The 20,518-nt window shown below is 70.6% G+C and carries 19 protein-coding genes and 1 tRNA gene; 12 read left to right on the forward strand and 8 right to left on the reverse strand.

The window, feature by feature from the left end; genetic code table 11:
* Positions 1-70: 70 nt before the first annotated feature.
* The 3 genes from ACIRL2_RS05435 to ACIRL2_RS05445 form a co-directional block, all read right to left on the reverse strand.
* Entirely contained in the window at positions 71-1,492 is a 1,422-nt protein-coding gene (locus ACIRL2_RS05435) for an ATP-binding protein (protein WP_402230844.1), read from the reverse strand.
* Positions 1,493-1,744: 252 nt separating this feature from the next.
* Entirely contained in the window at positions 1,745-2,347 is a 603-nt protein-coding gene (locus ACIRL2_RS05440) for a TetR/AcrR family transcriptional regulator (protein WP_020554598.1), read from the reverse strand.
* A gap of 58 nt (positions 2,348-2,405) precedes the next feature.
* Positions 2,406-3,374, reverse strand: a complete 969-nt coding sequence (locus ACIRL2_RS05445) for an acyl-CoA desaturase (protein ID WP_395869917.1) — start codon at positions 3,372-3,374, stop codon at positions 2,406-2,408.
* A 344-nt stretch (positions 3,375-3,718) separates the two neighbouring features.
* Between ACIRL2_RS05445 and ACIRL2_RS05450 the strand changes: the two genes are divergently transcribed.
* The 5 genes from ACIRL2_RS05450 (at position 3,719) to pth (ending at position 8,108) form a co-directional block, all read left to right on the forward strand.
* A tRNA-Gln gene (locus ACIRL2_RS05450) sits at positions 3,719-3,791 on the forward strand.
* A gap of 172 nt (positions 3,792-3,963) precedes the next feature.
* Positions 3,964-5,502, forward strand: a complete 1,539-nt coding sequence (gene glmU, locus ACIRL2_RS05455; protein ID WP_395869915.1) for a bifunctional UDP-N-acetylglucosamine diphosphorylase/glucosamine-1-phosphate N-acetyltransferase GlmU — start codon at positions 3,964-3,966, stop codon at positions 5,500-5,502.
* Positions 5,499-6,476 (forward strand): ribose-phosphate diphosphokinase, encoded by a 978-nt coding sequence (locus ACIRL2_RS05460; protein ID WP_395869913.1) that lies wholly within the window; start codon positions 5,499-5,501, stop codon positions 6,474-6,476. The genes glmU and ACIRL2_RS05460 overlap by 4 nt, the downstream gene beginning before the upstream one ends.
* A 411-nt stretch (positions 6,477-6,887) precedes the next feature.
* Positions 6,888-7,469, forward strand: a complete 582-nt coding sequence (locus tag ACIRL2_RS05465; protein ID WP_395869911.1) for a 50S ribosomal protein L25/general stress protein Ctc — start codon at positions 6,888-6,890, stop codon at positions 7,467-7,469.
* Positions 7,470-7,511: 42 nt separating this feature from the next.
* Positions 7,512-8,108 carry an aminoacyl-tRNA hydrolase gene (gene pth, locus ACIRL2_RS05470; RefSeq protein WP_402230344.1) on the forward strand — a complete coding sequence of 199 codons (597 nt, stop codon included), beginning with the start codon at positions 7,512-7,514 and terminating at the stop codon, positions 8,106-8,108.
* A gap of 68 nt (positions 8,109-8,176) precedes the next feature.
* Here the strand turns inward: pth and ACIRL2_RS05475 are convergent, their stop codons facing one another.
* Both ACIRL2_RS05475 and ACIRL2_RS05480 read right to left on the reverse strand, forming a co-directional pair.
* On the reverse strand, positions 8,177-8,659 hold the full coding sequence (locus ACIRL2_RS05475; protein ID WP_395869907.1) for an SUKH-3 domain-containing protein: 483 nt from the start codon (positions 8,657-8,659) through the stop codon (positions 8,177-8,179).
* A gap of 1 nt (position 8,660) precedes the next feature.
* On the reverse strand, positions 8,661-9,176 hold the full coding sequence (locus ACIRL2_RS05480; RefSeq protein WP_395869905.1) for a YwqJ-related putative deaminase: 516 nt from the start codon (positions 9,174-9,176) through the stop codon (positions 8,661-8,663).
* Between the two features lie 288 nt (positions 9,177-9,464).
* Between ACIRL2_RS05480 and ACIRL2_RS05485 the strand changes: the two genes are divergently transcribed.
* The 7 genes from ACIRL2_RS05485 (at position 9,465) to ACIRL2_RS05515 (ending at position 16,636) form a co-directional block, all read left to right on the forward strand.
* Positions 9,465-10,526, forward strand: coding sequence for a Gfo/Idh/MocA family protein (locus tag ACIRL2_RS05485; protein WP_395869903.1), 1,062 nt, complete (start codon positions 9,465-9,467; stop codon positions 10,524-10,526).
* Positions 10,523-11,488 (forward strand): NAD-dependent epimerase/dehydratase family protein, encoded by a 966-nt coding sequence (locus ACIRL2_RS05490; RefSeq protein ID WP_395869901.1) that lies wholly within the window; start codon positions 10,523-10,525, stop codon positions 11,486-11,488. Before ACIRL2_RS05485 ends, ACIRL2_RS05490 begins: the two co-directional genes overlap by 4 nt.
* A 100-nt stretch (positions 11,489-11,588) precedes the next feature.
* Positions 11,589-12,752, forward strand: coding sequence for a DegT/DnrJ/EryC1/StrS family aminotransferase (locus ACIRL2_RS05495; RefSeq protein WP_395869899.1), 1,164 nt, complete (start codon positions 11,589-11,591; stop codon positions 12,750-12,752).
* Positions 12,752-13,462 carry an acetyltransferase gene (locus ACIRL2_RS05500; RefSeq protein WP_402230348.1) on the forward strand — a complete coding sequence of 237 codons (711 nt, stop codon included), beginning with the start codon at positions 12,752-12,754 and terminating at the stop codon, positions 13,460-13,462. Before ACIRL2_RS05495 ends, ACIRL2_RS05500 begins: the two co-directional genes overlap by 1 nt.
* A complete protein-coding gene (locus ACIRL2_RS05505) occupies positions 13,452-14,588 on the forward strand; it encodes a DegT/DnrJ/EryC1/StrS family aminotransferase (protein WP_402230351.1) in 1,137 nt (378 codons plus the stop codon). The genes ACIRL2_RS05500 and ACIRL2_RS05505 overlap by 11 nt, the downstream gene beginning before the upstream one ends.
* Positions 14,585-16,108, forward strand: coding sequence for a Rieske 2Fe-2S domain-containing protein (locus ACIRL2_RS05510; protein WP_402230354.1), 1,524 nt, complete (start codon positions 14,585-14,587; stop codon positions 16,106-16,108). The genes ACIRL2_RS05505 and ACIRL2_RS05510 overlap by 4 nt, the downstream gene beginning before the upstream one ends.
* Positions 16,109-16,480: 372 nt before the next feature.
* The gene (locus tag ACIRL2_RS05515) at positions 16,481-16,636 is read left to right on the forward strand and encodes a hypothetical protein (protein ID WP_395869891.1); all 156 of its coding nucleotides are present in this window, start codon (positions 16,481-16,483) and stop codon (positions 16,634-16,636) included.
* Positions 16,637-16,743: 107 nt separating this feature from the next.
* Here the strand turns inward: ACIRL2_RS05515 and ACIRL2_RS05520 are convergent, their stop codons facing one another.
* From ACIRL2_RS05520 to ACIRL2_RS05530, 3 genes are all read right to left on the reverse strand, one after another.
* Positions 16,744-18,000 (reverse strand): nucleotide sugar dehydrogenase, encoded by a 1,257-nt coding sequence (locus ACIRL2_RS05520; protein WP_395866496.1) that lies wholly within the window; start codon positions 17,998-18,000, stop codon positions 16,744-16,746.
* 56 nt (positions 18,001-18,056) lie between these two features.
* Positions 18,057-18,686, reverse strand: coding sequence for a hypothetical protein (locus ACIRL2_RS05525; protein ID WP_395866494.1), 630 nt, complete (start codon positions 18,684-18,686; stop codon positions 18,057-18,059).
* Between the two features lie 172 nt (positions 18,687-18,858).
* Entirely contained in the window at positions 18,859-20,325 is a 1,467-nt protein-coding gene (locus ACIRL2_RS05530) for an aldehyde dehydrogenase family protein (protein WP_402230357.1), read from the reverse strand.
* Positions 20,326-20,518: the final 193 nt, after the last annotated feature.

Genomic DNA, 20,518 nt, shown 5'->3' on the forward strand with positions numbered 1-20,518 from the left:
GCAGGGCGTGGGCGCCTACGGGGCCGCCGTTCAAAAGCACCGCCACGCGGAGACCGAACGGTTCCGCGATTCACTCGGCCCGCCAAGCCCCCAGTAGTTCGGCGGGCCCGAACGTCGCCTGGAGCCCGGAGCAATCGACACCGCTTCGGGAGACGCCGACCAGGGGGATCGACTCGTCGGTGAGCGCCGCTCGGTGTTTGTGCAGCGAGGCCAGGTCGTGGGCGTCGAAGGGGGACGATTCAAGCCACTTGATCGACCCCAGGAACAGCAACCGCTTGGCCACAGGCTGCCGGTCGGCTCCCACCAGGTCGATCTCGACGTCGTTGCTTCGGGTCCAATAACCGCCGATGGCGGGCGCGGCGGGCAGGTCGCCGGCGGGCAGGATCCGGGCCAAGGCCCCTCGGATCAATGGCTCGACGGCGCGTCCTCGCCAACTGGTCCACCCGCCCCTGATCCGAGCCAGCGTGAGATCGCCGCGCATCCGCTCGATCTCTGGCATGTGCGGGTCGAGGAAGGCCAGCCAGAAACGCAGGTATGGATCCGCCACGCGATAGCGGCGCTCCTTCGAGGGACGCAACGAGAGGGGCAGTTCGGTTGCCACGACCCGCTTGTCGACCAGCAGATCCGCCGCCCTGCTCAGGGTGCTGTGCGCGAGCCCGCCGGCGGCGCGCGCGATGTTGGTGAAGGTGCGCTCGCCTGCGCCGATCGCGCGCAGCACCTCCCGGCCCATTGCCTGCGGTGGGAACTCCGCGGCGAGTGAGCGCTCGGCCGAGACCAGGAGAGCGGAGATCGGATTCTCCAACGCCGCCCCCAGGAACTCCCACATCGAAGCCCCCGGCCGCCACTCACGACAGATCAACGGCAGCCCGCCGGTGATCAGTGCGGCGTCGAACGCGTCGGCGGGTGCCAGGTCCAGCATCTCGCCGAGGTCGGCAGGGTTCAGCGGGCCGACGACCATCTCGCGTCCCCGCTGGTGGAACGGGCGCTCGTAGCTGTTGAGCGCCTGCATCATCGACAGATCGGACCCCACCAAGAGCAACAGGACCGGCTTGCGGCAGAGCAAGCGGTCCCAGGCGCGCTGGAGCATGCCCTCGAAGGCCTCGATCCGTTCTATCAGGTATGGCACCTCGTCGATCACCACGACACTCGGCGCGTCATCGGGCAGGATCTCCGCCAGGAGGCGGAAGGCCGCGTTCCACTGGCTCGGAGCCTCCTCCGCGAAGAGTGAGTGATCCGGCAGGGTGGATTGGTTCATCGCGTCGAGGAGCTCCGCCAGCTCGTCCTCGGCCGAGCCGCCACCCGCGGTGAAGAACAGATGGGGGACCGCCGCCTGCCGGAGGAACTCCTCGACCAGGGTGGACTTGCCCACCCGGCGCCTGCCACGCATGAGCACGCATTGGCCGGGCCGTGCCGAGCCGACGGCCTCGTGGACTTCCCGGAGCGTGGTGCGAAGCGTGCGCAGTTCGCGTTTCCTGCCGATGAAGCGATGCACCAGGAGTCCCATCGGGCCGGGCGGTGATGTCGATCCGCCTAATAGTAGCGCAGCAGATACTATCGACAGCGATACTATCTGGATTGGAACCATGGTCCGAATCCGGTCGACCGGGGTAGGCCGGCGACCGTGATCCCGGCCGCCGGCCATGCGTGATTCGCGTCGACATGCGGTTCGGAGCGGACCGGCTGATGACGGCCGTGAGGGGCCGGCCCGATGGGCCGGCCCCTCACGGGTTCGTCGAGATCGTCCTCACGAGCTGCGGCGGCCGACCAGTCTCGGCTTCGGTTCGATGCCGGAGAGGCCGTTCCAGGCCAGGTTGACCAGGTGCGCGGCCACGTCGGCCTTCTTCGGCCGGCGGACGTCGAGCCACCACTGGCCGGTCAGGGCGACCATGCCGACCAGCATCTGGGCGTACATGGGCGCGAGCTTCGGGTCGTAGCCGCGCGACTTGAACTCCAGGCCGAGTACGTCCTCGACCTGCGAGGCGATGTCGCTGATCAGCGACGCGAACGTGCCGGTGGACTGGGCCACCGGCGAGTCCCGGACCAGGATCCGGAAGCCGTCCGTGTTCTGGTCGATGTAGTCGAGGAGCGCGAAGGCGGCCTGTTCCAGCAGTTCCCTGGGGTGCCCGCCGGTCAGCGCGCTCGTCACCATGTCCAACAATGCGCTGGTCTCGCGGTCCACGACGACCGCGTACAGGCCTTCCTTGCCCCCGAAGTGTTCGTAGACCACCGGCTTCGAGACGCCCGCCTTGTGGGCGATCTCCTCGACACTCGTCGCGTCGTAGCCACGCTCCGCGAACAGTGTTCGACCGATGTCGATCAACTGCTCCCGACGCTCTTTCCCGGTCATGCGCACACGACCGCCGCCGCGCGGTGCACTCCGCCTGCTGCTCTCGGTCACTGCCCCATCATGCCGCGCGGCGTGCCGCGACCCGTTCCCGGTCCGGCCAACGCACGTCCCAGACCCAGCCGAGCTTCTCCATCCAGCGGATCGCCCGGGCGCTGCTGTCGAGCTGGCCACGCAGTACGCCGTGCCGTGCGCTGGTCTGATCCGCGTGGTGCAGGTTGTGCCAGGACTCGCCCATCGAGGGGATCGCCAGCCACCACACGTTGCCCGAGCGGTCGCGCGATTTGAACGGGTGGTCGCCGACCGCGTGGCAGATCGAGTTGATCGACCAGGTCACGTGGTGCAGCAGCCCGACCCGGACCAGCCCGGCCCAGAAGAACGCGGTCACCGCGCCCTGCCACGACCACGCCCACAGGCCGCCGACCAGCGCCGGAGCCGCCAGGGACACGGCGACCCAGAGCGGGAACTGGCGGGAGACGCGAATCATGTCGCGGTCCTTGAGCAGGTCGGGCGCGTACTTCTCCTGCGAGGTCTGCTCGACGTCGAACAGCCACCCCATGTGCGCCCACCACAGGCCCTTGGCCAGCGCGCCGACGCTGGTGCCGTAGCGCCACGGCGAGTGCGGGTCGCCCTCCTTGTCGGAGAACTTGTGGTGCTTGCGGTGGTCGGCGACCCACCGCACCAACGGACCCTGCACGGCCATGTTGCCCGCGATCGCGAGCGCGATCCGGACCGGGCGCTTGGCCTTGAACGACCCGTGGGTGAAGTAGCGGTGGAACCCGATGGTGATCCCGTGGCCGGTGATGGCGTACATCACCACGCCGATCACCACGTCGTGCCAGGACAGCCCCCAACCCCATGCCGCCGGCACCGCTGCCACCAACGCGAGGAACGGGATGCCGATGAAGAGCGCCAGTGCGATCTGTTCGGCGACGTGCTTGCGCTCACCGCCGAGCGTGCCGCGCGGGGCCGCGTCGTCGGCGGGCTTCCGTTCGGCTTCGAGCACGCTGGTGCCGGGGGAAGGGGTCATAGGGATTCCCTCAGGTCGGGGACAGGCGATGCTACGGCGACGTAACCTACGGAGCCGTAAGTTCCGCCAGTATGGCAGGTCATGAGCGGAAAGTGAGGTGTCCGCACAGCCTCCGATTTTTCCGGGCACCTTGGTCAAAACCCTTGTGTCGGACGGCTTCCCGGCCCGGTCGGGAGCATGCGCGATGCGTCCGGCGGGCTTTTCGGGACCGCCCCGCGGCCGGCTTCCGCGAGGTTCGATGGGGTCGGCGGGGGGTTATTCGCGCACGAAGCGTCGAGGGGCCGGCATAGTAGGTGCCGTGAAAACGGGATGAGCCCGCCTGCCAAGCGGAATGCCCGATTCATTCCGCTATGGTGTAACTCGGCAGCACACGGGGTTTTGGTCCCCATGGTCCAGGTTCAAATCCTGGTAGCGGAGCCTTTCGGCAGTGCCGACCGCAGCGGCGCGTGGAGCCTTCTCCCGACGGCGCTATCCTCGTAGGGCCCGGTTTGTTCGGCTCGGCTTCGTCGTGCCGTCATTTCGTTTCTCCGGAGTCGGCCTCCGGAGTCGTCGGGCATCCCCCGCCAGCGATGCCGAGGAGCCTTGCTCTGTGAGCCCCATCCGCCCGGCTGCCGTCGTCGTACTTGCTGCGGGTGAGGGCACCCGCATGCGCTCCAAGACCACCCCGAAGGTGTTGCACGCCCTGGCCGGTAGGGCCATGGTCGGGCACGTGGTCGAGGCCGCGCGACGGCTGGATCCCGAAGACCTGATCGTCGTCGTCGGCCACGGTCGCGACCAGGTCGCGAGCTATCTGTCCGAGCTGGACCCGGCCGCCCGAGTGGTCGTCCAGGAACAGCAGAACGGCACCGGCCACGCCGTCCGCGTCGCCTTGGACGGGCTCGCCGAGTCCGGCCGGGAGCCGGACGGAGTGGTCCTGGTCACGTGCGGGGACACCCCGCTGCTCACCTCGGACAGCCTGGCCGCGATGGTCCACACGCACGAGAGCGAGGGCAACGCGGTCACCGTGCTCTCCGCCGTCGTGCCGGATCCGGCGGGCTACGGCCGGATCGTCCGGGAGAACACGCCCGACGGGCGCGGCGCCGTCACCGCGATCGTCGAGCACAAGGACGCCTCCGCCGCCCAGCGCGCGATCGCCGAGATCAACTCCGGCGTGTACGCGTTCGACGGCAAGCTGCTGCGCGAGGCGCTCGGCCGGATCACCCCGCACAACAGCCAGGGCGAGGAGTACCTCACCGACACCCTGCACGTGCTGCGCGAGGCCGGACACCGGGTGGGCGCCGCGGCCGCGGTGGACCACCGGGAGATCCTGGGCGTCAACGACCGGGTGCAGCTCGCCGAGGCACGGCGGGTGTTCAACGACCGCCTGCTCGAGGCCGCGATGCGCTCCGGCGTGACCGTGATCGACCCCGCGACCACCTGGGTCGACGTGGACGTCACCTTCGAGCCGGACGCCGTGATCCACCCCAACACCCAGCTGCACGGCGCCACCAGCGTCGCCGCCGAGGCCGTGGTGGGCCCCAACTGCACGCTGCGCGACACCGTCGTCGGCGAGCGGGCCCACGTATACAACGCCACCACCGAGGGCGCCGAGATCGGCCCCGAGGCGACCGTGGGTCCGTACACCTACCTGCGACCGGGCACCCGGCTCGCGGGCAAGGCCAAGGCCGGCGGTTTCGTGGAGATGAAGAACGCCGTGCTGGGCGAGGGATCCAAGGTGCCGCATCTGACCTACGTCGGGGATGCGACCATCGGAGTGGGTGCCAACATCGGTGCGGCCACGATCTTCGTGAACTACGACGGAGTGAACAAACACCACACGGTGGTCGGGGACCACGTGCGAGTGGGCAGCGACACCATGCTGGTCGCCCCGATCGAGATCGGCGACGGTGCCTACACGGCCGCCGGATCGGTGATCACAGAAGATGTCCCGCCCGGTGTGATGGCGGTGGCGCGGGGGCGCCAGCGCAACATCGACGGGTGGGTCGCACGCAAACGCGCGGGTACGGCCTCGGCGCAGGCCGCCGAACGCGCGCTCGCGTCGAGCCAGGGCGACGCGGGTGACGTGCACACAACGGCCGGGCCGAACGACGGTTCTGCCGAGGCGAATGGCAAGGAGACGGTGCTGTGAGCGGGATCAAGGTGACGCCTGAGCGCAAGCTCATGCTCTTCACGGGCAGGGCCCACCCCGAACTTGCGAAGGAGGTGGCCTCGGAGCTCGGTGCGGATCTCGTTCCCACCAAGGCCTTCGAGTTCGCCAACGGGGAGATCTACGTACGTTTCGAGGATTCCGTACGAGGTGCCGACGCGTTCGTGATCCAGAGCCACACGGCTCCGATCAACACGTGGATCATGGAACAGCTCATCATGATCGACGCGCTCAAGCGGGCCTCCGCCAAGCGCATCACGGTCATCGTGCCGTTCTACGGCTACGCCCGACAGGACAAGAAGCACCGCGGTCGCGAGCCGATCTCGGCCCGACTGATGGCGGACCTGTTCAAGACCGCCGGCGCCGACCGGCTGATGGCCGTGGACCTGCACACCTCGCAGATCCAGGGCTTCTTCGACGGTCCGGTGGACCACCTGTTCGCGCTGCCGCTGCTTGCCGACCACGTCGGCAAGCGGGTGGACCGCGAGCGGCTCACCGTGGTCTCCCCGGACGCCGGCCGCGTGCGGGTGGCCGACCAGTGGACGGACCGCCTCGGCGCGCCGCTGGCGATCATCCACAAGCGTCGCGACCCCAACATCGCCAACGAGGTCACCGTGCACGAGGTGGTCGGTGACGTCGCCGGCCGTACGTGTGTGCTGGTCGACGACATGATCGACACCGGTGGCACGATCTGCGCCGCCGCCGAGGCGCTGTACGAGAACGGCGCCGCCGACGTGATCGTGGCCGCCACCCACGCGGTGCTCTCCGGCCCCGCCGTGGACCGGCTGAAGAACTCGCGGATCAGCGAGGTCATCGTGACCAACTCGCTGCCCATCGAGGAGGAGCGTCAGTTCGACAAGCTGACCGTCCTGTCGATCGCGCCGATGGTCGGCCGGGCGATCCGCGAGGTCTTCGAGGACGGTTCGGTCACCAGCCTCTTCGAGGGCCACGGCTGACCCAGCACGCCGTCGACGGCCGCCCCCGAACGGGTCGTCGAGCCTTGACTCACGTACGCCGCCCGGCCGTTCGGCCGGGCGGCGTACGTGTGCCCGCCTGCTTTTCGAGGTATCTTGCGTCGAATGGGGCGCGCGCCATCACTCGTTCGAGTGGCGCTCCCCGCGACCCGATTTCGGGGTGACCGAGAAGAGCGGGTAGGCTAACGGGGTTGCCCGGCGAGGGATGCGCGCTACTTGCTCCGTGATCGACGCGGTAGTTGTGTGTCGTGTACTCCTCCAAGGCTTTTACAGGGGACCCGGTGCCACTCGGGCACCTACGAACCGACTCCGGCCATCACCGTCCGCAGTCGATCCGCACCATGGGGACCCCGCCCCGCCATCCGCCACCGCGTCGTTCGAGGAGTACCCGTCGTGTCCGAGGTCCGTATCGTCGCCGAGCCGCGTTCCGAGTTCGGCAAGGGTGCCGCCCGTCGCGCCCGTCGCGCGGGTAAGGTGCCGGCCGTCCTCTACGGTCACGGCTCCGCTCCGCTCCACCTTGCGCTTCCGGGCCACGAGCTCATGCTCGCGCTCAAGACCCCCAACGTCCTGTTCTCGCTGGACATCGACGGCAAGGCGCAGCTCGCCCTGCCCAAGGACGTCCAGCGCCACCCGATCAAGCGGCACCTCGAGCACGTCGACCTGCTGATCGTCCAAAAGGGCGAGACGGTCACCGTCGAGGTTCCGGTCAGCACCGTCGGCGAGATCGCCCCGGGCGGCCTGCTCGAGACCGTCGTCCCGGCGCTCCCGGTCGAGGCCGACGCCACCGCCCTCCCCGGCACCATCGAGATCGACGTGACCGGCCTTCAGCCGGGCGCCTCGGTGCACGCCAAGGACATCAAGCTGCCCAAGGGCACCGCGCTCGCGGGCGACCCCGAGGCCGTCATCCTGCACATCCTCACCCCGTCGGCGCCTGAGCCGACCGCCGAGGAGACCGCGGCGGCCGACGAGGCCTGATCCGGTCCGTTGTCGTAGGACGAACGCGGGGACAACAACATCATGAGTGAGTCGCAGGCCCACGCCGGCACGGAGAACAGTCCGTGGTTGGTCGTGGGCCTCGGCAATCCCGGGCCCGAGTACACCGGGAATCGCCACAACGTCGGGTTCATGGTCGTCGATCTGCTCGCCGAGCGGGATCGATCGAAGTTCAAGGCGCACAAGTCGCGCGCGCAGGTGGTGGAGACCCGGATCGGTCCGCACCGGGTGGTGCTGGCCAAGCCGATGTCGTTCATGAACCTGTCCGGCGGTCCGGTGACCGCGCTGCGCGACTTCTACAAGATCCCGGTCGCGAACATCATCGCGGTCCACGACGAGTTGGACGTCGACTTCGGCGTGCTGCGGCTCAAGCGCGGTGGCGGCGACAACGGGCACAACGGTCTGAAGTCGATCACCAAGTCGCTCGGACCCGACTACCTGCGGGTGCGGTTCGGCATCGGTCGTCCATCCGGGCGGATGGACGTGGCCGCGTTCGTGCTCAAGGACTTCTCCGCGACCGAGCGCAAGGAACTCGCGTTCGAGGTGGACCGGGCGGCCGACGCGTGCGAGGCACTGGTGCGCGAGGGCCTGGAGCGCGCGCAGAATCGGTTCAATACCTGACCCGACGGGTCGCGACGTGCACGAGGGCGGGTCTCCCACGGGGACCCGCCCTCGGGCGTCCGGGCCGGCTACCAGCGGCCGTCGTCGCGGATGCGCACCGGGGCGTGGCCCAGCACCAGCGCGCTGATCGCGCTGTCCATCGACGAGCCGATGAACCACTCGCCGGTGTGGTCCAGGCCGAACACCCGACCGCTCGGGTCGATCGCCAGATAGCCGCTGCCGCCGTCCTCGTCGCCGAGGGGGGCCAACGGGGTGCCCAGCGCGCGGCCCACGTCGGTGAGCGTGCGCGGCAGGTGCAGGCCCCGGGTGGGGTCGATGGTGAACGGCCGGCGCAGCACGTCCTTGCCCGCGCCGCCGATGGCGAAGTGCAGCGTGCCGAACTCGGCCCAGGCCACCAGCGCCGCCGGGAACACGCTGTGCCGGTGCCCGTCGGGTGACTCGTGGTCGCTGATCTGCCGGGCCCACGCCTCGGCCTGGGCCAGCCGGCGCCGGCCCACGGTCCAGCCGGCCCGTTTGAGTTCGTGCACCACGTCGGAGGAGAACCGCGACACGTCAGCCGCTTTCCGTCGAGGCGACGCCGAAGTGCTCGAGCATCGCCGCGCACGACCGACACGGCGGTTGATACGTGTCGTGCTGCGGGTCGCCGTCCTCGCGGATCCGCCGCAGGGTCAACTTGGCCCCCTTGAGCGAGCGCCGCGCCTCCTGCACGGTGAACGGCCGCCGGGCCGCCCGCTTGGTACGCGCCGCCTCGGCCTCGAAGAGGTGCTCGGAGACCAGCTCGACCTCGGGGCAGCGGCCCCGCCAGCGCTCGCGCGACTCGACCGGGAGCGCCGCCAGGAAGTCCCGGACCAGCGGATGCGCCGTCGGCACGGTGTCACCCTTGGCGCCGGCCCGGGTGCGGATGCGCTTGCCGACGAACAGCGCGGCCGCCACGGCCGGGAGGATGCTCTCGCGGGTCCCTCGCGGGCCGCCGCTCTCGCGCGGCTCGAAATCCGCCGGCTCCAGGTCCGGATCCACTTCCGCCGTACGTTCCTTCGCCAGGGTCGTCGTCGGAGTACCCGCGGCCACGTGGCGTTCCCTTCTCGTTCATGTGCTGCTTCGGTCGGCGCTGCCTGTGTCGAGATCTCGATCATGCCGGCGCCGCAATCGGTGACTGTGCGTGTAACAGCGTGCCAAACGTCTCGGTGACCCGTGCAACCGGGACTCCCGCAAGGATCTTCGCAGTTCGGTCCGACCCGCGGATTTCCCGGTTGACCCCCGGCGGAGCGAATCGGGCGCTAGCTTCGTTCGAGTGGGGGTGCCGTGCGGCGGCTGGGCCCGTGCGGCCGGGGGGAGCAGGGGAGTTGACGTTCCGTCATGTCGAATTCCGGGTCTGGGCGGGCCATCGGGCTCGCCGTCATAGGGGCCGGCTATTGGGGGCCCAATCTGGTGCGCAACGCGCAGGCCACACCGGCCCTGCGGGTGGAGTGGTTGTGCGACCTCGACGAGGTCCGGGCCCGTGCGGTCCTGGGTGAGTACAGCACGGTCCGGGTGAGCACGTCGTACCAGGACGTCCTGGCCGACCCGCGTGTGCAGGCCGTCGCGATCGCGACGCCCGCCGGAACCCACTTCGACCTGGTCGCGGCGGCTCTGGAGGCGGGCAAGCACGTCCTGGTCGAGAAGCCGATCACATCCGATCACGCGGACGCGGTCAAGCTGGTCGAACTGGCCGAGCGCAACGGTCTGACGCTGATGTGCGACCACACGTTCTGTTACATGCCGGTGGTTCGGCACATCCGCGACTTGATCCACGGCGGCGAACTGGGCGACATCCGCTTCATCGACTCGGTGCGGATCAACCTGGGTCTGGTCCAGCCGGATGTGGACGTGCTGTGGGATCTGGCGCCGCACGACCTGTCGATCCTGGACTTCATCCTGCCGCTCGGGGTGCGACCGGTGTCGGTGTCCGCGCATGGCGCGGACCCGCTGGGCACCGGCCGGGCCTGTCTGGCCTACCTGGTGGTGCGGCTGAACACCGGCGCCATCGCGCACATCCATGTGAACTGGCTCTCGCCGACCAAGGTGCGCACCACCATCATCGGCGGTTCGCGGCGCACCCTGGTGTGGGACGACACCAATCCCACCGCCCGCCTCCAGGTGCACGACAAGGGCATCGATCTCGCCGAGGACGCCGCGCTCAGCCCGGAGGCCCGGCGGGAGAAGCAGATCTCCTACCGGGTGGGCGACGTCGTCTCGCCCGCGCTGCCCGAGCGGGAGGCGCTGCGCGCGGTGATGGCCGAGTTCGCCGAGGCGATCGGTACGTCCCGGCCCGCGCTCACCGACGGCCGCGCGGGTCTGCGCGTCCTGGAACTGCTGGAGGCCGCCACGCGCAGCCTGGAACTGGGCGGCGTCACCGTCGCGCTGGGAGAACTCCGATGAGTGTCGAGATGGCCGGTTCGCGCTGTGTGGTCACCGGGGGGGCCGGGACCATCGGATCCACCATCGTGGACCACCTGTTGGCCGCCGGCGCGGCGAAGGTGGTCGTGCTGGACAACCTGACCCGGGGGCACCGGGGCAACCTGGCCCGGGCGCTCGCCGACGAGCGGGTCGACCTGGTCGAGGGCGACATCCGCGATCGCCCGCTGCTCGCCCGCCTGATGCCGGGCACCGACGTGGTGTTCCACCTCGCCGCGATCCGGATCACCCAGTGCGTGGAGGAACCCCGGCTCGCGCTGGAGGTGTTGGTGGACGGCACCTACGACGTCATGGAGGCGGCGGTCGCCGCCGACGTGCGCAAGGTGGTCACCTCCTCCTCCGCGTCGGTCTACGGCCTCGCCGAGGAGTTCCCGACCACCGAGCGGCACCACCCGTACGACAACGACACGCTCTACGGCGCGGCCAAGCTGTTCAACGAGGGCCTGCTGCGCAGCTTCCGGGCGATGTACGGCCTGGACTACGTCGCGCTGCGCTACTTCAACGTCTACGGTCCGCGGATGGACGTGCACGGTCTGTACACCGAGGTGTTGATCCGCTGGATGGAGCGGATCGGCAAGGGGGAACCCCCGTTGATCTTCGGCGACGGCTTGCAGACCATGGACTTCGTGTACACCGAGGACATCGCGCGCGCCAACCTCCTTGCCGCGCGCGCCGATGCGAGCGGCGAGGTGTTCAACATCGCGTCCGGGAGCGAGACTTCGCTGCGCGGGTTGGCCGAGCGGCTGCTGGTGGTGATGGGCGCGGACGGGCTGGGGATCGAGTACGGCCCGGCCCGGGCGAGCGGCGGGGTGACCCGACGGCTGGCCGATACGACCAAGGCGGCAAGGGAGTTGGGCTTCACCGCCGAGGTGGACATCGACGAGGGGCTGCGTCGACTGGTGGCGTGGTGGCGGGACGCGGCCTGATCCGACCGGGGCACCGAGGGGGTTCGGTGCGTACCGGGTGCGGGCGGGCGCGGCGGGGACATGGGTTGGCAGGGCGGACCGGGCTGGGGGAACAGGCACGATGAGCATGGAACGAATTCCGGTGATGCGCCCCTGGATGGGCGAGGAGGAGGCCGCCGCGGCGGCCGACGCGGTGCGCTCGGGGTGGGTGGCCCAGGGGCCCCGGGTGGTCGCCTTCGAGCAGGCCTTCGCGGACCATGTCGAGGTGCCCGCGGCGATCGCGGTCTCCTCGTGCACCACCGCGCTGCACCTGGCGTTGATCAACGCCGGGGTGGGGCCGGGCGACGAGGTCGTGGTGCCCTCGTTGTCGTTCGTGGCGACCGCGAACGCGGTGCGCTACGTCGGCGCGCGACCGGTGTTCGCCGATGTCGATCTCGGCACCGGGAACCTGACCCCGGAGACGATCGAGACGGTACTCACCGCCGCGACGCGCGCGGTGATCCTGGTCGACCAGGGCGGCATCCCCGCCGATCTGGACGGCGTGCGGGCACTGGTGGACGGCCGGGGCATCGTGGTGGTGGAGGACGCGGCGTGCGCGGCGGGCTCGACCTACAAGGGCCGCCCGGTGGGCGCGGGCGCGATGTCCGCGACCTTCTCGTTCCACCCGCGCAAGCTGCTGACCACCGGCGAGGGCGGCATGCTCACCCTCGCGCGCGAGGGCGCGGCGCCTCGGCTGCGCCGGTTGCGCGAGCACGGGATGAGTGTGAGCGCGGCCGACCGGGACGCGGCGGACCGCGCGGGCGGGGCGCCCGTGGTGGAGAGCTACGACGAACTGGGCTTCAACTACCGGATGACCGACATCCAGGCGGCGGTCGGCCTGGTGCAACTCGGCCGGTTGCCGGCCATGGTCGCCCGTCGGCGCGAACTCGCGGCTCGTTACCACGAGTTGCTCGCCGACGTGGCGGGCCTGGAGACGGCTGCGGACCCGGCGTACGGACTGACCAATTATCAGGCGTTCTGGGTGCTGCTGCCCGAGGACTTCCCCGTGTCGCGCGACGACCTGCTCGGCGAGCTCGCCCGGGCCGGGATCTCGGCGCGTCGGGGGATCATGGCGGCGCACCTGGAGCCGGCGTACGCGGACGTCGAGCACGTGCCGCTGCCCGCGACCGAGCGGCTGACCCGGGACTCGCTGATCCTGCCGCTGTTCCACGAGTTGACCGAGGCGCAGCAGGACCGGGTGGTCGCCGCGGTGCGGGCGGCGGCCGGCGTCCGGGCGGCGGTCTAGTGTCCTTTCGCGACCTGCTCCTGGTCGGAGCCGGGGGATTCGCCCGCGAGGTCGCCGCGGCGATCCCGGAGTTCCGCGCGCCGCGCGGTAGTTCCGGATGGCGGTTGCTCGGTTTCCTGGACGATGATCCGGCCCGGTGGGACACCGAGGTGGACGGCTTCGCGGTGCTCGGCGGCGCCGACACGGCGCACAAGTGGCCGGACGCCCTGGTGGTGGTGTGTGTGGGGAGTCCGACGAACTGGTGGAGCCGCTCTCGGGTGGTGGCCCGGCTGGGCCTGCCGGACAGCCGCTGGGCCACGCTCGTGCACGTGAGCGCGGTGGTCCCGCGCACGTGCGAGGTGGGGCCGGGCGCGGTGTTGATGGCGCAGACGGTGTTGACCACCTCGGTCCGGGTGGGCGCGCACGCGCACGCCATGCCGCAGGTGGTGCTGACCCACGACGACGACGTGCGCGAGTTCGCCACGCTGGCCTCGGGGGTTCGGCTCGCGGGTGGGGTGACGGTGGGCCGGGAGGCGTACCTGGGGGCCGGTGCGCTGGTGCGCGAGCAACGCGTGATCGGCGCCCGGTCGCTGGTGGGGATGGGCTCGGTCGTGACGCGGGACGTGCCGCCGGCCGAGGTGTGGGCGGGGGTGCCGGCCCGCCGACTGCGGTCGGCGCCGATTCCCGCCGCCGAGCCGCAACGACGAGGGGGAGATGCGGATGAGTGCTGACCTGGACCGGATTCCGTTGGTGGACCTGGCCGCGGCACACGCCGAGGTGGCGGCCGAGGTCGAGGCCGGCATCGCCCGGGTGCTGGCCACGTGCGCGTTCGTGGGCGGTCCCGACGTCGCGGGCTTCGAGGCCGAGTACGCCGAGTTCTCCGGCGTCGCGCACTGCGTGGGGGTGGCCAACGGCACCGACGCGGTGGAGTTGGCGCTGCGGGTGCTGGGCGTCGGCGCGGGCGCGGGAGTGGTGATGCCGGCGAACACGTTCGTGGCGACCGCCGAGGCGGCCGTTCGCGCGGGCGCGCGGCCTGTGTTCGCCGATGTGGACGACGAGTACCTGTTGCTGGACCCGCAGCGGGCCGCCGAGGCGCTGGGCGGCCCGGTCGAGGTCCGTGCGCTGCTGCCGGTGCACCTGAACGGGCAACTGGCCCCGATGGGCGCGCTGCGGGCGCTGGCGGACGCACGCGGGCAGGCCCTGGTGGAGGACGCCGCGCAGTGCCAGGGTGCGACCCAGGACGGCCGCGGGCCCGGCACGTGGGGGCCCGACGCGATCGCGGCGACCAGCTTCTACCCGGGCAAGAATCTGGGCGCGTACGGCGATGGCGGCGCGGTGGTGACGAACAGCGAGGCGTACGCGCTCGCGCTGCGCGAGATGCGCGACCACGGCTCGTCGCGCAAGTACGTGCACACACGCCTTGGCTTCAACTCGCGCCTGGACACCATCCAGGCCGCGGTGTTGCGGGCCAAGCTGGGCCGGCTGGCGCAGTGGAACACACGGCGGCGGGCGGTCGCGGCCCGCTACGACGCGCTGCTGGCCGGGGTCGAGGGGGTGCGGGTGCCGCGGACCGCGCCGGGCAACGAGCACGTGTGGCACCTGTACGCGGTCCGGGTGCCCGAGCGGGACAAGGTGCTCGCGCTGCTGAACGAGGCGGGGGTCGGCGCCGGCGTGCACTACCCGGTGCCGGTGCACCTACAGCCCGCGTTCGCCGAACTGGGCTACGCGCGCGGCGACTTCCCGGTCGCCGAGCGGGCCGCCGAGCAGATCCTGACGTTGCCGCTGTATCCGCAGCTCACCGTCGCACACCAGGAGCGCGTCGTGGAGGTGCTCGCGGGAGCGCTGAGCCGGCTGTGAGGCCCGGGTCCGACGAACGGCCGGCGGGTGCGCCCGCGCCCGGCGCGATCCGCTATCTCGGCCACGCGGGCTTCACGGTCGCGCACGCGGGCGTCTCGCTGCTGATCGACCCGTGGTTCCATCCGGCCTTCCTCGGCGCGTGGTTCCCGTTCCCGGACAACCGCGAACTGCTGCCCGGGGTGCTCGCCGGCGGGCACGACCTGCTCTACCTCTCGCACCTGCACGAGGACCACTTCGACGAGCGGGTGCTGGACCGGCTCGACCGCGGCATCACCGTGGTGCTGCCCAGGTACCGGTCCAAGTCGATGGTCAAGCGGATGAGCGCGCTGGGCTTTCGCGAACAGGTGGTGCTGGGTCACCGGGAGTCGTTCACGCCCGCGCCCGGGCTGACCCTGACCATGTTGCTGGACACCAGCCACAAGGAGGACAGCGGCCTGCTCGTGGATCTGGCCGGCTTCCGCTTCCTGGACCTCAACGACTGCAACACCCCGCTGGGCGAACTACCGGGCGACATCGACCTGTTGTCCGCGCAGTACTCCGGTGCGATGTGGTACCCGAACGCGTACGCGTATCCGGAGGAGACCCAGCGCAAGAAGACCGCCGAGGTGCGCTCGGACCTGTTCGACACACTGGTGCGCAAGGTTCGGCTGACCGGGGCGCGCGCGTATCTGCCCTCGGCCGGTCCGCCGGTGTTCCTGGATCCCGAACTGGCCCGGTACAACGACCGGGAGGAGACGATCTTCCCGCTGTGGGACGCGTTCGCCGACGACTTCGCGGCGGCCTGTCCCGGCGTGCGGGTGATCGAGGCCGCGCCGGGCGACGACCTGAGCGCGCCGACCGGACCGGTGGCCCATTGGCGCACCGACGTGTACCTGAGCGCGTACCGGGACCGCCGCGAGGCCGAGTGGCGGGCGTACGGGGACCGTGCCTTCGAGCCGGTCACGGCGAACGAACTGGACGCCTATCTGGCCCGGTTGCAGAGCTGGAACAAGCGCTTCCTGGGCGACTGGCGCAAGGATGTGCGGCTGACCTCGGACGGCGGTTCGTGGTCGGTGCGGCTGGGTCGGATCGCGGGCGACATCGTGTTCGAGGAGGAACCGGTGGATCCCGCCTACACGATCGAGGTTCCGCAGCGGGCGCTGCGCGCGATCGTGGACGGCGCGGTCGGGTGGGAGGAGGCGCTGCTGTCGATGCGCCTGGGTCTGGCCCGCGACCCGGACGTGTTCGACCTGACCCTGATGAGCCTGCTGCGCTACGGCGAGCACCCGGCGCAGACCATGCAGATGGTCCGTGAGCGCGAATCGGCCGCGCACGGCGAGTCGATCGAGCGGTGCGGGGTGCGGATGCAGCGCTTCTGCCCGCACGCCGGCGAGGACCTGTCGCACGCGGACATCGAGGCCGGCGTGCTGGAGTGCCCGCGGCACCACTGGAAGTGGCGCCTGGACACGGGGGAGTGCGTGTCGGGCGGCACGGTGCCGCTGCGGGTCGAGCCGACCGGTCCGGATGCCCCGAGTCGGTGAGGGTCGCCGCCGCTCGCTCGAGACACACATTCGGGCCGCATGGGTTGACATAACGTCTCGCGCCTATCGGCAGTCGACCGGCTCGTCTTGTGTGCCGTCACCCTTGCGAGCGAGCCCGCGCAACCCGTTCGGCCTATTTGTAATAGAAGATCATTGATCGCGGTATTGCATCCTTTGTATGTCGATAACGACGCGTTAGGCATTCGAAAGGAGAACGTTCTTCTCCGGAACGTCCTGGTTTCGTCACGAGCGTGTCATGGCGTGTCGAGTGTCGGTCGCGCGGCGGTCACAAGTGCTGCGGTGTGGCCGTCCGAGTCATTCGCGTCCCTCGGTCGGGACGGGGTGGCGCCCGTGATGTCTGGGAGGTTGTCCATGAGCACCTGGGGATGGGTCTGCCAGGAGAACGGTTGTTCGTCGAAGTCCGACGGCGCCCGTCAGCGATACCGGTCGAAGGACGCGGCACAGGTGGCGGCCAAGGCGCACACCAAGGCCACCGGGCACAAGACGAAGATCGTCGAGTACAGGTAGTCGGCGGGCGTCACCCGCCGGACGCGGATGACGGCACGAGCGGGAACAGGCCGGGCCGGCGCGCGGTGGTCGACATCCACGACCACCGCGCGCCGGCCGGAACGGCCCTACAACACCTCGATGTTGGGCCCCGCGCCGAGCACCCGACGACAGTCGAGCACATAGTCGGCGGCACGCAGCAGATCCAGGTCGACGTCGTCGTGATCGACGAGCAGGACGACCGCGTCCGCGGCGGCCACCGTCTCCGCGGTCAACTCCACCCGCCGCAAACGGGCGTCCACGACCTGGGCGAGATCCACGTGCGGGTCGGCGGCGGTGACCTCCGCGCCCAGGCTCAGCAACAGCCGGGCCACGTGCGCGGACGGCGACTCCCGGGCGTCGCCGGTGTTCTTCTTGTACGCGAGTCCCACCAGCAGCACTCGCGAGCCGTTGACCGACCGGCGCCGGGTGTTGAACGCGGCGGTGAGCCGGCGGATCACGTAGTCCGGCATGTGGTTGTTGACGTCGTTGGCCAACTCCACGAAGCGAAAGCTCTGACCGAGCGCGCGCTGCACCCGCCAGGACAGGTACGACGGGTCGATCGGCAGGCAGTGCCCGCCGACGCCCGGCCCCGGGGTGAAGCGCAGGAACCCGAACGGCTTGGTCGAGCAGGCGTCGATCGCCTCCCACACGTCGATGCCCAGATCGTGGGCGAACATCGCGACCTCGTTGACGAGCGCGATGTTCACGTGCCGGAAGGTGTTCTCGATCAGCTTGACCAATTCGGCCTCCTTGGGCGAGGAGACCGGCACGACACGGTCGATCAGCGACCCGTAGAAGTCCTCCACGACCGCGAGCGAGGCGGCGTCCACCCCGGAGACCACCTTCGGGGTGTTCACCAGGTTCCAGGTCGGGTTGCCCGGGTCGATCCGCTCCGGGCTGTAGCCCAGGTGGAAGTCCCGGCCCGCGGTCAGGCCGGAGCCCTCCTCCAGGATCGGGCCGACCAACTCCTCGGTGGTGCCCGGGTAGGTGGTGGACTCGAGCACCACGCAGGCGCCGGGACGCAGGTAGCGGGCCAGTGTGCGCGCGCACTCCTCGATGTAGCTCAGGTCCGGGACGCCCTCGCGCAGCGGCGTGGGCACGGTGATCACCGCGATGTCGTAGCCGCCCAGGTCGCGCGGCTCGGCGGTGGCCCGATAGCTGCCCGCGTCCAGGATCGCCCGCACGTGCGCGGACGGGATGTCCTCGACGTACGACTCGCCCGCAGCCAGTCGCTTGACCCGCCCCTCGTCGACGTCGTAGCCGACCACCTCGTGGCCCACCTGTGCGGCCCGAACCGCCAGCGGCAGCCCCACGTACCCCTGACCGGCGATGACAACACGCATCCGAGAATCCCCCTCCTCGCGCAACCGCCCACCCCCGAGCGGCTGGTGACGCAACGTCAGGTGCGGCCCGGCACGTGATCGGCACGCGGCTTGGCCACCACCCAGGACGACACGAGCCCGGCCACGCGTTCGCCGCGCACCACCGCCCCGGGAAAGCGCGAGAGCAACTCGCCCCGCCGGGCCGGGAAAACCGCGGGCGCCGAACCGACGACCCGCGAGCGCACCCGGTCCGGCATCAGATGCAGCGCCGGCAGCGAGGTCTGCGGATCCAGCGGGTGCTCCCGGGCGGCGGCGCGCAGCCAATAGCGCTCCGCGCTCGCGTGCACGACGTCGGCCAGTCGGGCCCGCGCGGTCGGCACGGCCAACCGATCCAGCAGCCCGTCGCATACCACCAAGTCGCAACTCCCGGACCACTCCAGCGGATCGGCCGCTTCGCGGACCAACCACGAGGCGAGCTCCGCGGACTTGTCCGCGGCGTCGACCACGCGCACGTGCGCCGGCCGGACCGGGGCGTGCCACCAGAACTCGGCCGAGCCGCCCAGGTCCACCACCCGCAACCGCTCGATGTCCGGGAACGCCTCGCGGAACCACAGCCATCGCCGCGCCCGCGCCCCGGCTTCCACCTGCGTGCGCGCGGCTCCCGCGCGCACCGACCAGGCCCGGACCAGACGTTGCGGTGGTGACATCGTGCGCGATCCCCCCTGACGAGCCCGCGACCGAGCGCCCCGGGCCGAGCTCAGGTTATGGCCATAACCCGACCCCCACGCGGGAAACCGGCGAACCCGGGACGGCCCGGACGCGAACATGCGAACGGCCCCGGGGAAGGATCCCGGGGCCGTTCGCGGTCATCGCGAGCGGTCAGGCACTGGGCCAGACGATGCTCTGGATCTCGCTGTAGGCGGCCAGTCCGTACGAGCCGCCGTCGCGGCCGACACCGGACTGCTTGAAGCCGCCGAAGGCGGCCTCCATGTTGCGCCCGACGGTGTTCACACCGACACCGCCCGAGCGCAGCCGGCGGGCGATCCGATAGGCGCGCGTGCTGTCGCCGGAGAACACGTAGGAGAGCAGACCGTAGTCCGAGTCGTTGGCGATCCGGATCGCCTCCTCCTCGTCCCCGTCGAACGGGATCACCGTGACCACCGGGCCGAAGAACTCCTCGCGCGCGATGGTCATCTCGTTGGTCGCGTCCGCGAACAGCGTGGGCGCGACGTAGAAGCCCTTCTCGAAGTCCGGCCGCTCGCCACCGACCACCAGGCGGGCGCCCTCCTCGCGGCCCTTGGCGATCAACGCCTCCACCCGGCCGCGCTGCACCGCCGAGATGACCGGGGTGACCTGGGTCGCCGGGTCCAGCGGGCTGCCGACCTTCAGACCGCGCGCGTGCTCCGCGAGCCGCTCCACCAGCCGGTCGTAGATGCCGCGCTGGGCGATCACCCGGGTCGGCGCGGTGCAGATCTGGCCCGCGTAGAAGCTCCACACGGTGCCGATGCCGTGCACGGCCGCGTCCAGGTCCGCGTCGTCGAGCACGACGCACGCGCCCTTGCCGCCGAGCTCCATGAGCTGACGCTTGAACGTGCGACCGGCGACCTCGGCGATCCGCGAGCCGATCAGCGTCGAACCGGTGAAGCTGATCATGTCCACGTGCGGCGAGGCCACCGCCGCCTCGGAGACGTCCACGCCCGAGCCGGTGATGATGTTCAGCACGCCGGCGGGCAGCCCGGCCTCGGCCAGCGCCTCGGCCATCCGGTACACCGCCAGCGGGTCCTGCGGCGCGGGCTTGACCACGACCGTGTTGCCCATCGCCAGCGCGGGCGCGACCTTGCCCGCGGTGTTCGCGAGCGGGTTGTTGTACGACGTGATGCAGGTGACCACACCGACCGGCTGGCGGATCTCCTGCGCGCCGAAGATGCCCGCGCGGCTCAACGCGGTCTCCGGGGTCGGCTGCGGGTTGAGCGCGAACTCGGTCGGCTCCAGCGCGCCCTTGGCGTAGCGCTTGAAGCGCGAGTACGTGGTGCCCAACTGCATCATGCCCGCGACCGCGAGCGTGGCGCCGGTCTCGGCGGAGGCGAGCGGGACCACCTCGGCGCCCATCTGCAGGAACAGGTCCGCGGCCCGGTCCAGGATGCCGGCGCGCTCCTCGGGAGTGGTCCTCGACCAGGTGTCGAATGCCTCGGCCGCCGCCGCCGCGGCCGCGTTCGCCTGCTCCACCGACGCCTCGGGCGCCAGGCCCACGACCTCCTCGGTCGCCGGGTTGATCACTTCGTAGTGACCACGCTCCGGCTCGACCCATTCGCCGCCGATGTAGAGCTTCTGCTGCGCGCTGCTCATCGTGTCCGTCGTCTCCCCTGGTCCAGCCGCTGCCCCGGACTCCCGACGCGCCGTCGAAAATCCGACGACCCGTCAGATTCCTGTTCGCAGGCCATTGGACCCCCTAACAGTCGCATTGCCAAGAGGGTGGGGTAGGCGGTGCTGGTCACAGTCACGCATTGTCATCGCGGGCCACACGGACCCCTTCGGGCGT

It is taken from the genome of Embleya sp. NPDC127516 (assembly GCF_044765325.1).
In the GTDB taxonomy this organism is placed as follows: domain Bacteria; phylum Actinomycetota; class Actinomycetes; order Streptomycetales; family Streptomycetaceae; genus Embleya.

Excerpts from the sequence above, each read along its gene's own strand:
- ACIRL2_RS05440 (WP_020554598.1), bottom strand. The coding sequence starts at position 2,347 with ATGACCGGGAAAGAGCGTCGGGAGCAGTTGATCGACATCGGTCGAACA.
- ACIRL2_RS05445 (WP_395869917.1), bottom strand. The coding sequence starts at position 3,374 with ATGACCCCTTCCCCCGGCACCAGCGTGCTCGAAGCCGAACGGAAGCCC.
- pth (WP_402230344.1), top strand. The coding sequence starts at position 7,512 with ATGAGTGAGTCGCAGGCCCACGCCGGCACGGAGAACAGTCCGTGGTTG.
- ACIRL2_RS05485 (WP_395869903.1), top strand. The coding sequence starts at position 9,465 with ATGTCGAATTCCGGGTCTGGGCGGGCCATCGGGCTCGCCGTCATAGGG.
- ACIRL2_RS05490 (WP_395869901.1), top strand. The coding sequence starts at position 10,523 with ATGAGTGTCGAGATGGCCGGTTCGCGCTGTGTGGTCACCGGGGGGGCC.
- ACIRL2_RS05495 (WP_395869899.1), top strand. The coding sequence starts at position 11,589 with ATGAGCATGGAACGAATTCCGGTGATGCGCCCCTGGATGGGCGAGGAG.
- ACIRL2_RS05505 (WP_402230351.1), top strand. The coding sequence starts at position 13,452 with ATGAGTGCTGACCTGGACCGGATTCCGTTGGTGGACCTGGCCGCGGCA.
- ACIRL2_RS05515 (WP_395869891.1), top strand. The coding sequence starts at position 16,481 with ATGAGCACCTGGGGATGGGTCTGCCAGGAGAACGGTTGTTCGTCGAAG.
- ACIRL2_RS05520 (WP_395866496.1), bottom strand. The coding sequence starts at position 18,000 with ATGCGTGTTGTCATCGCCGGTCAGGGGTACGTGGGGCTGCCGCTGGCG.
- ACIRL2_RS05525 (WP_395866494.1), bottom strand. The coding sequence starts at position 18,686 with ATGTCACCACCGCAACGTCTGGTCCGGGCCTGGTCGGTGCGCGCGGGA.
- ACIRL2_RS05530 (WP_402230357.1), bottom strand. The coding sequence starts at position 20,325 with ATGAGCAGCGCGCAGCAGAAGCTCTACATCGGCGGCGAATGGGTCGAG.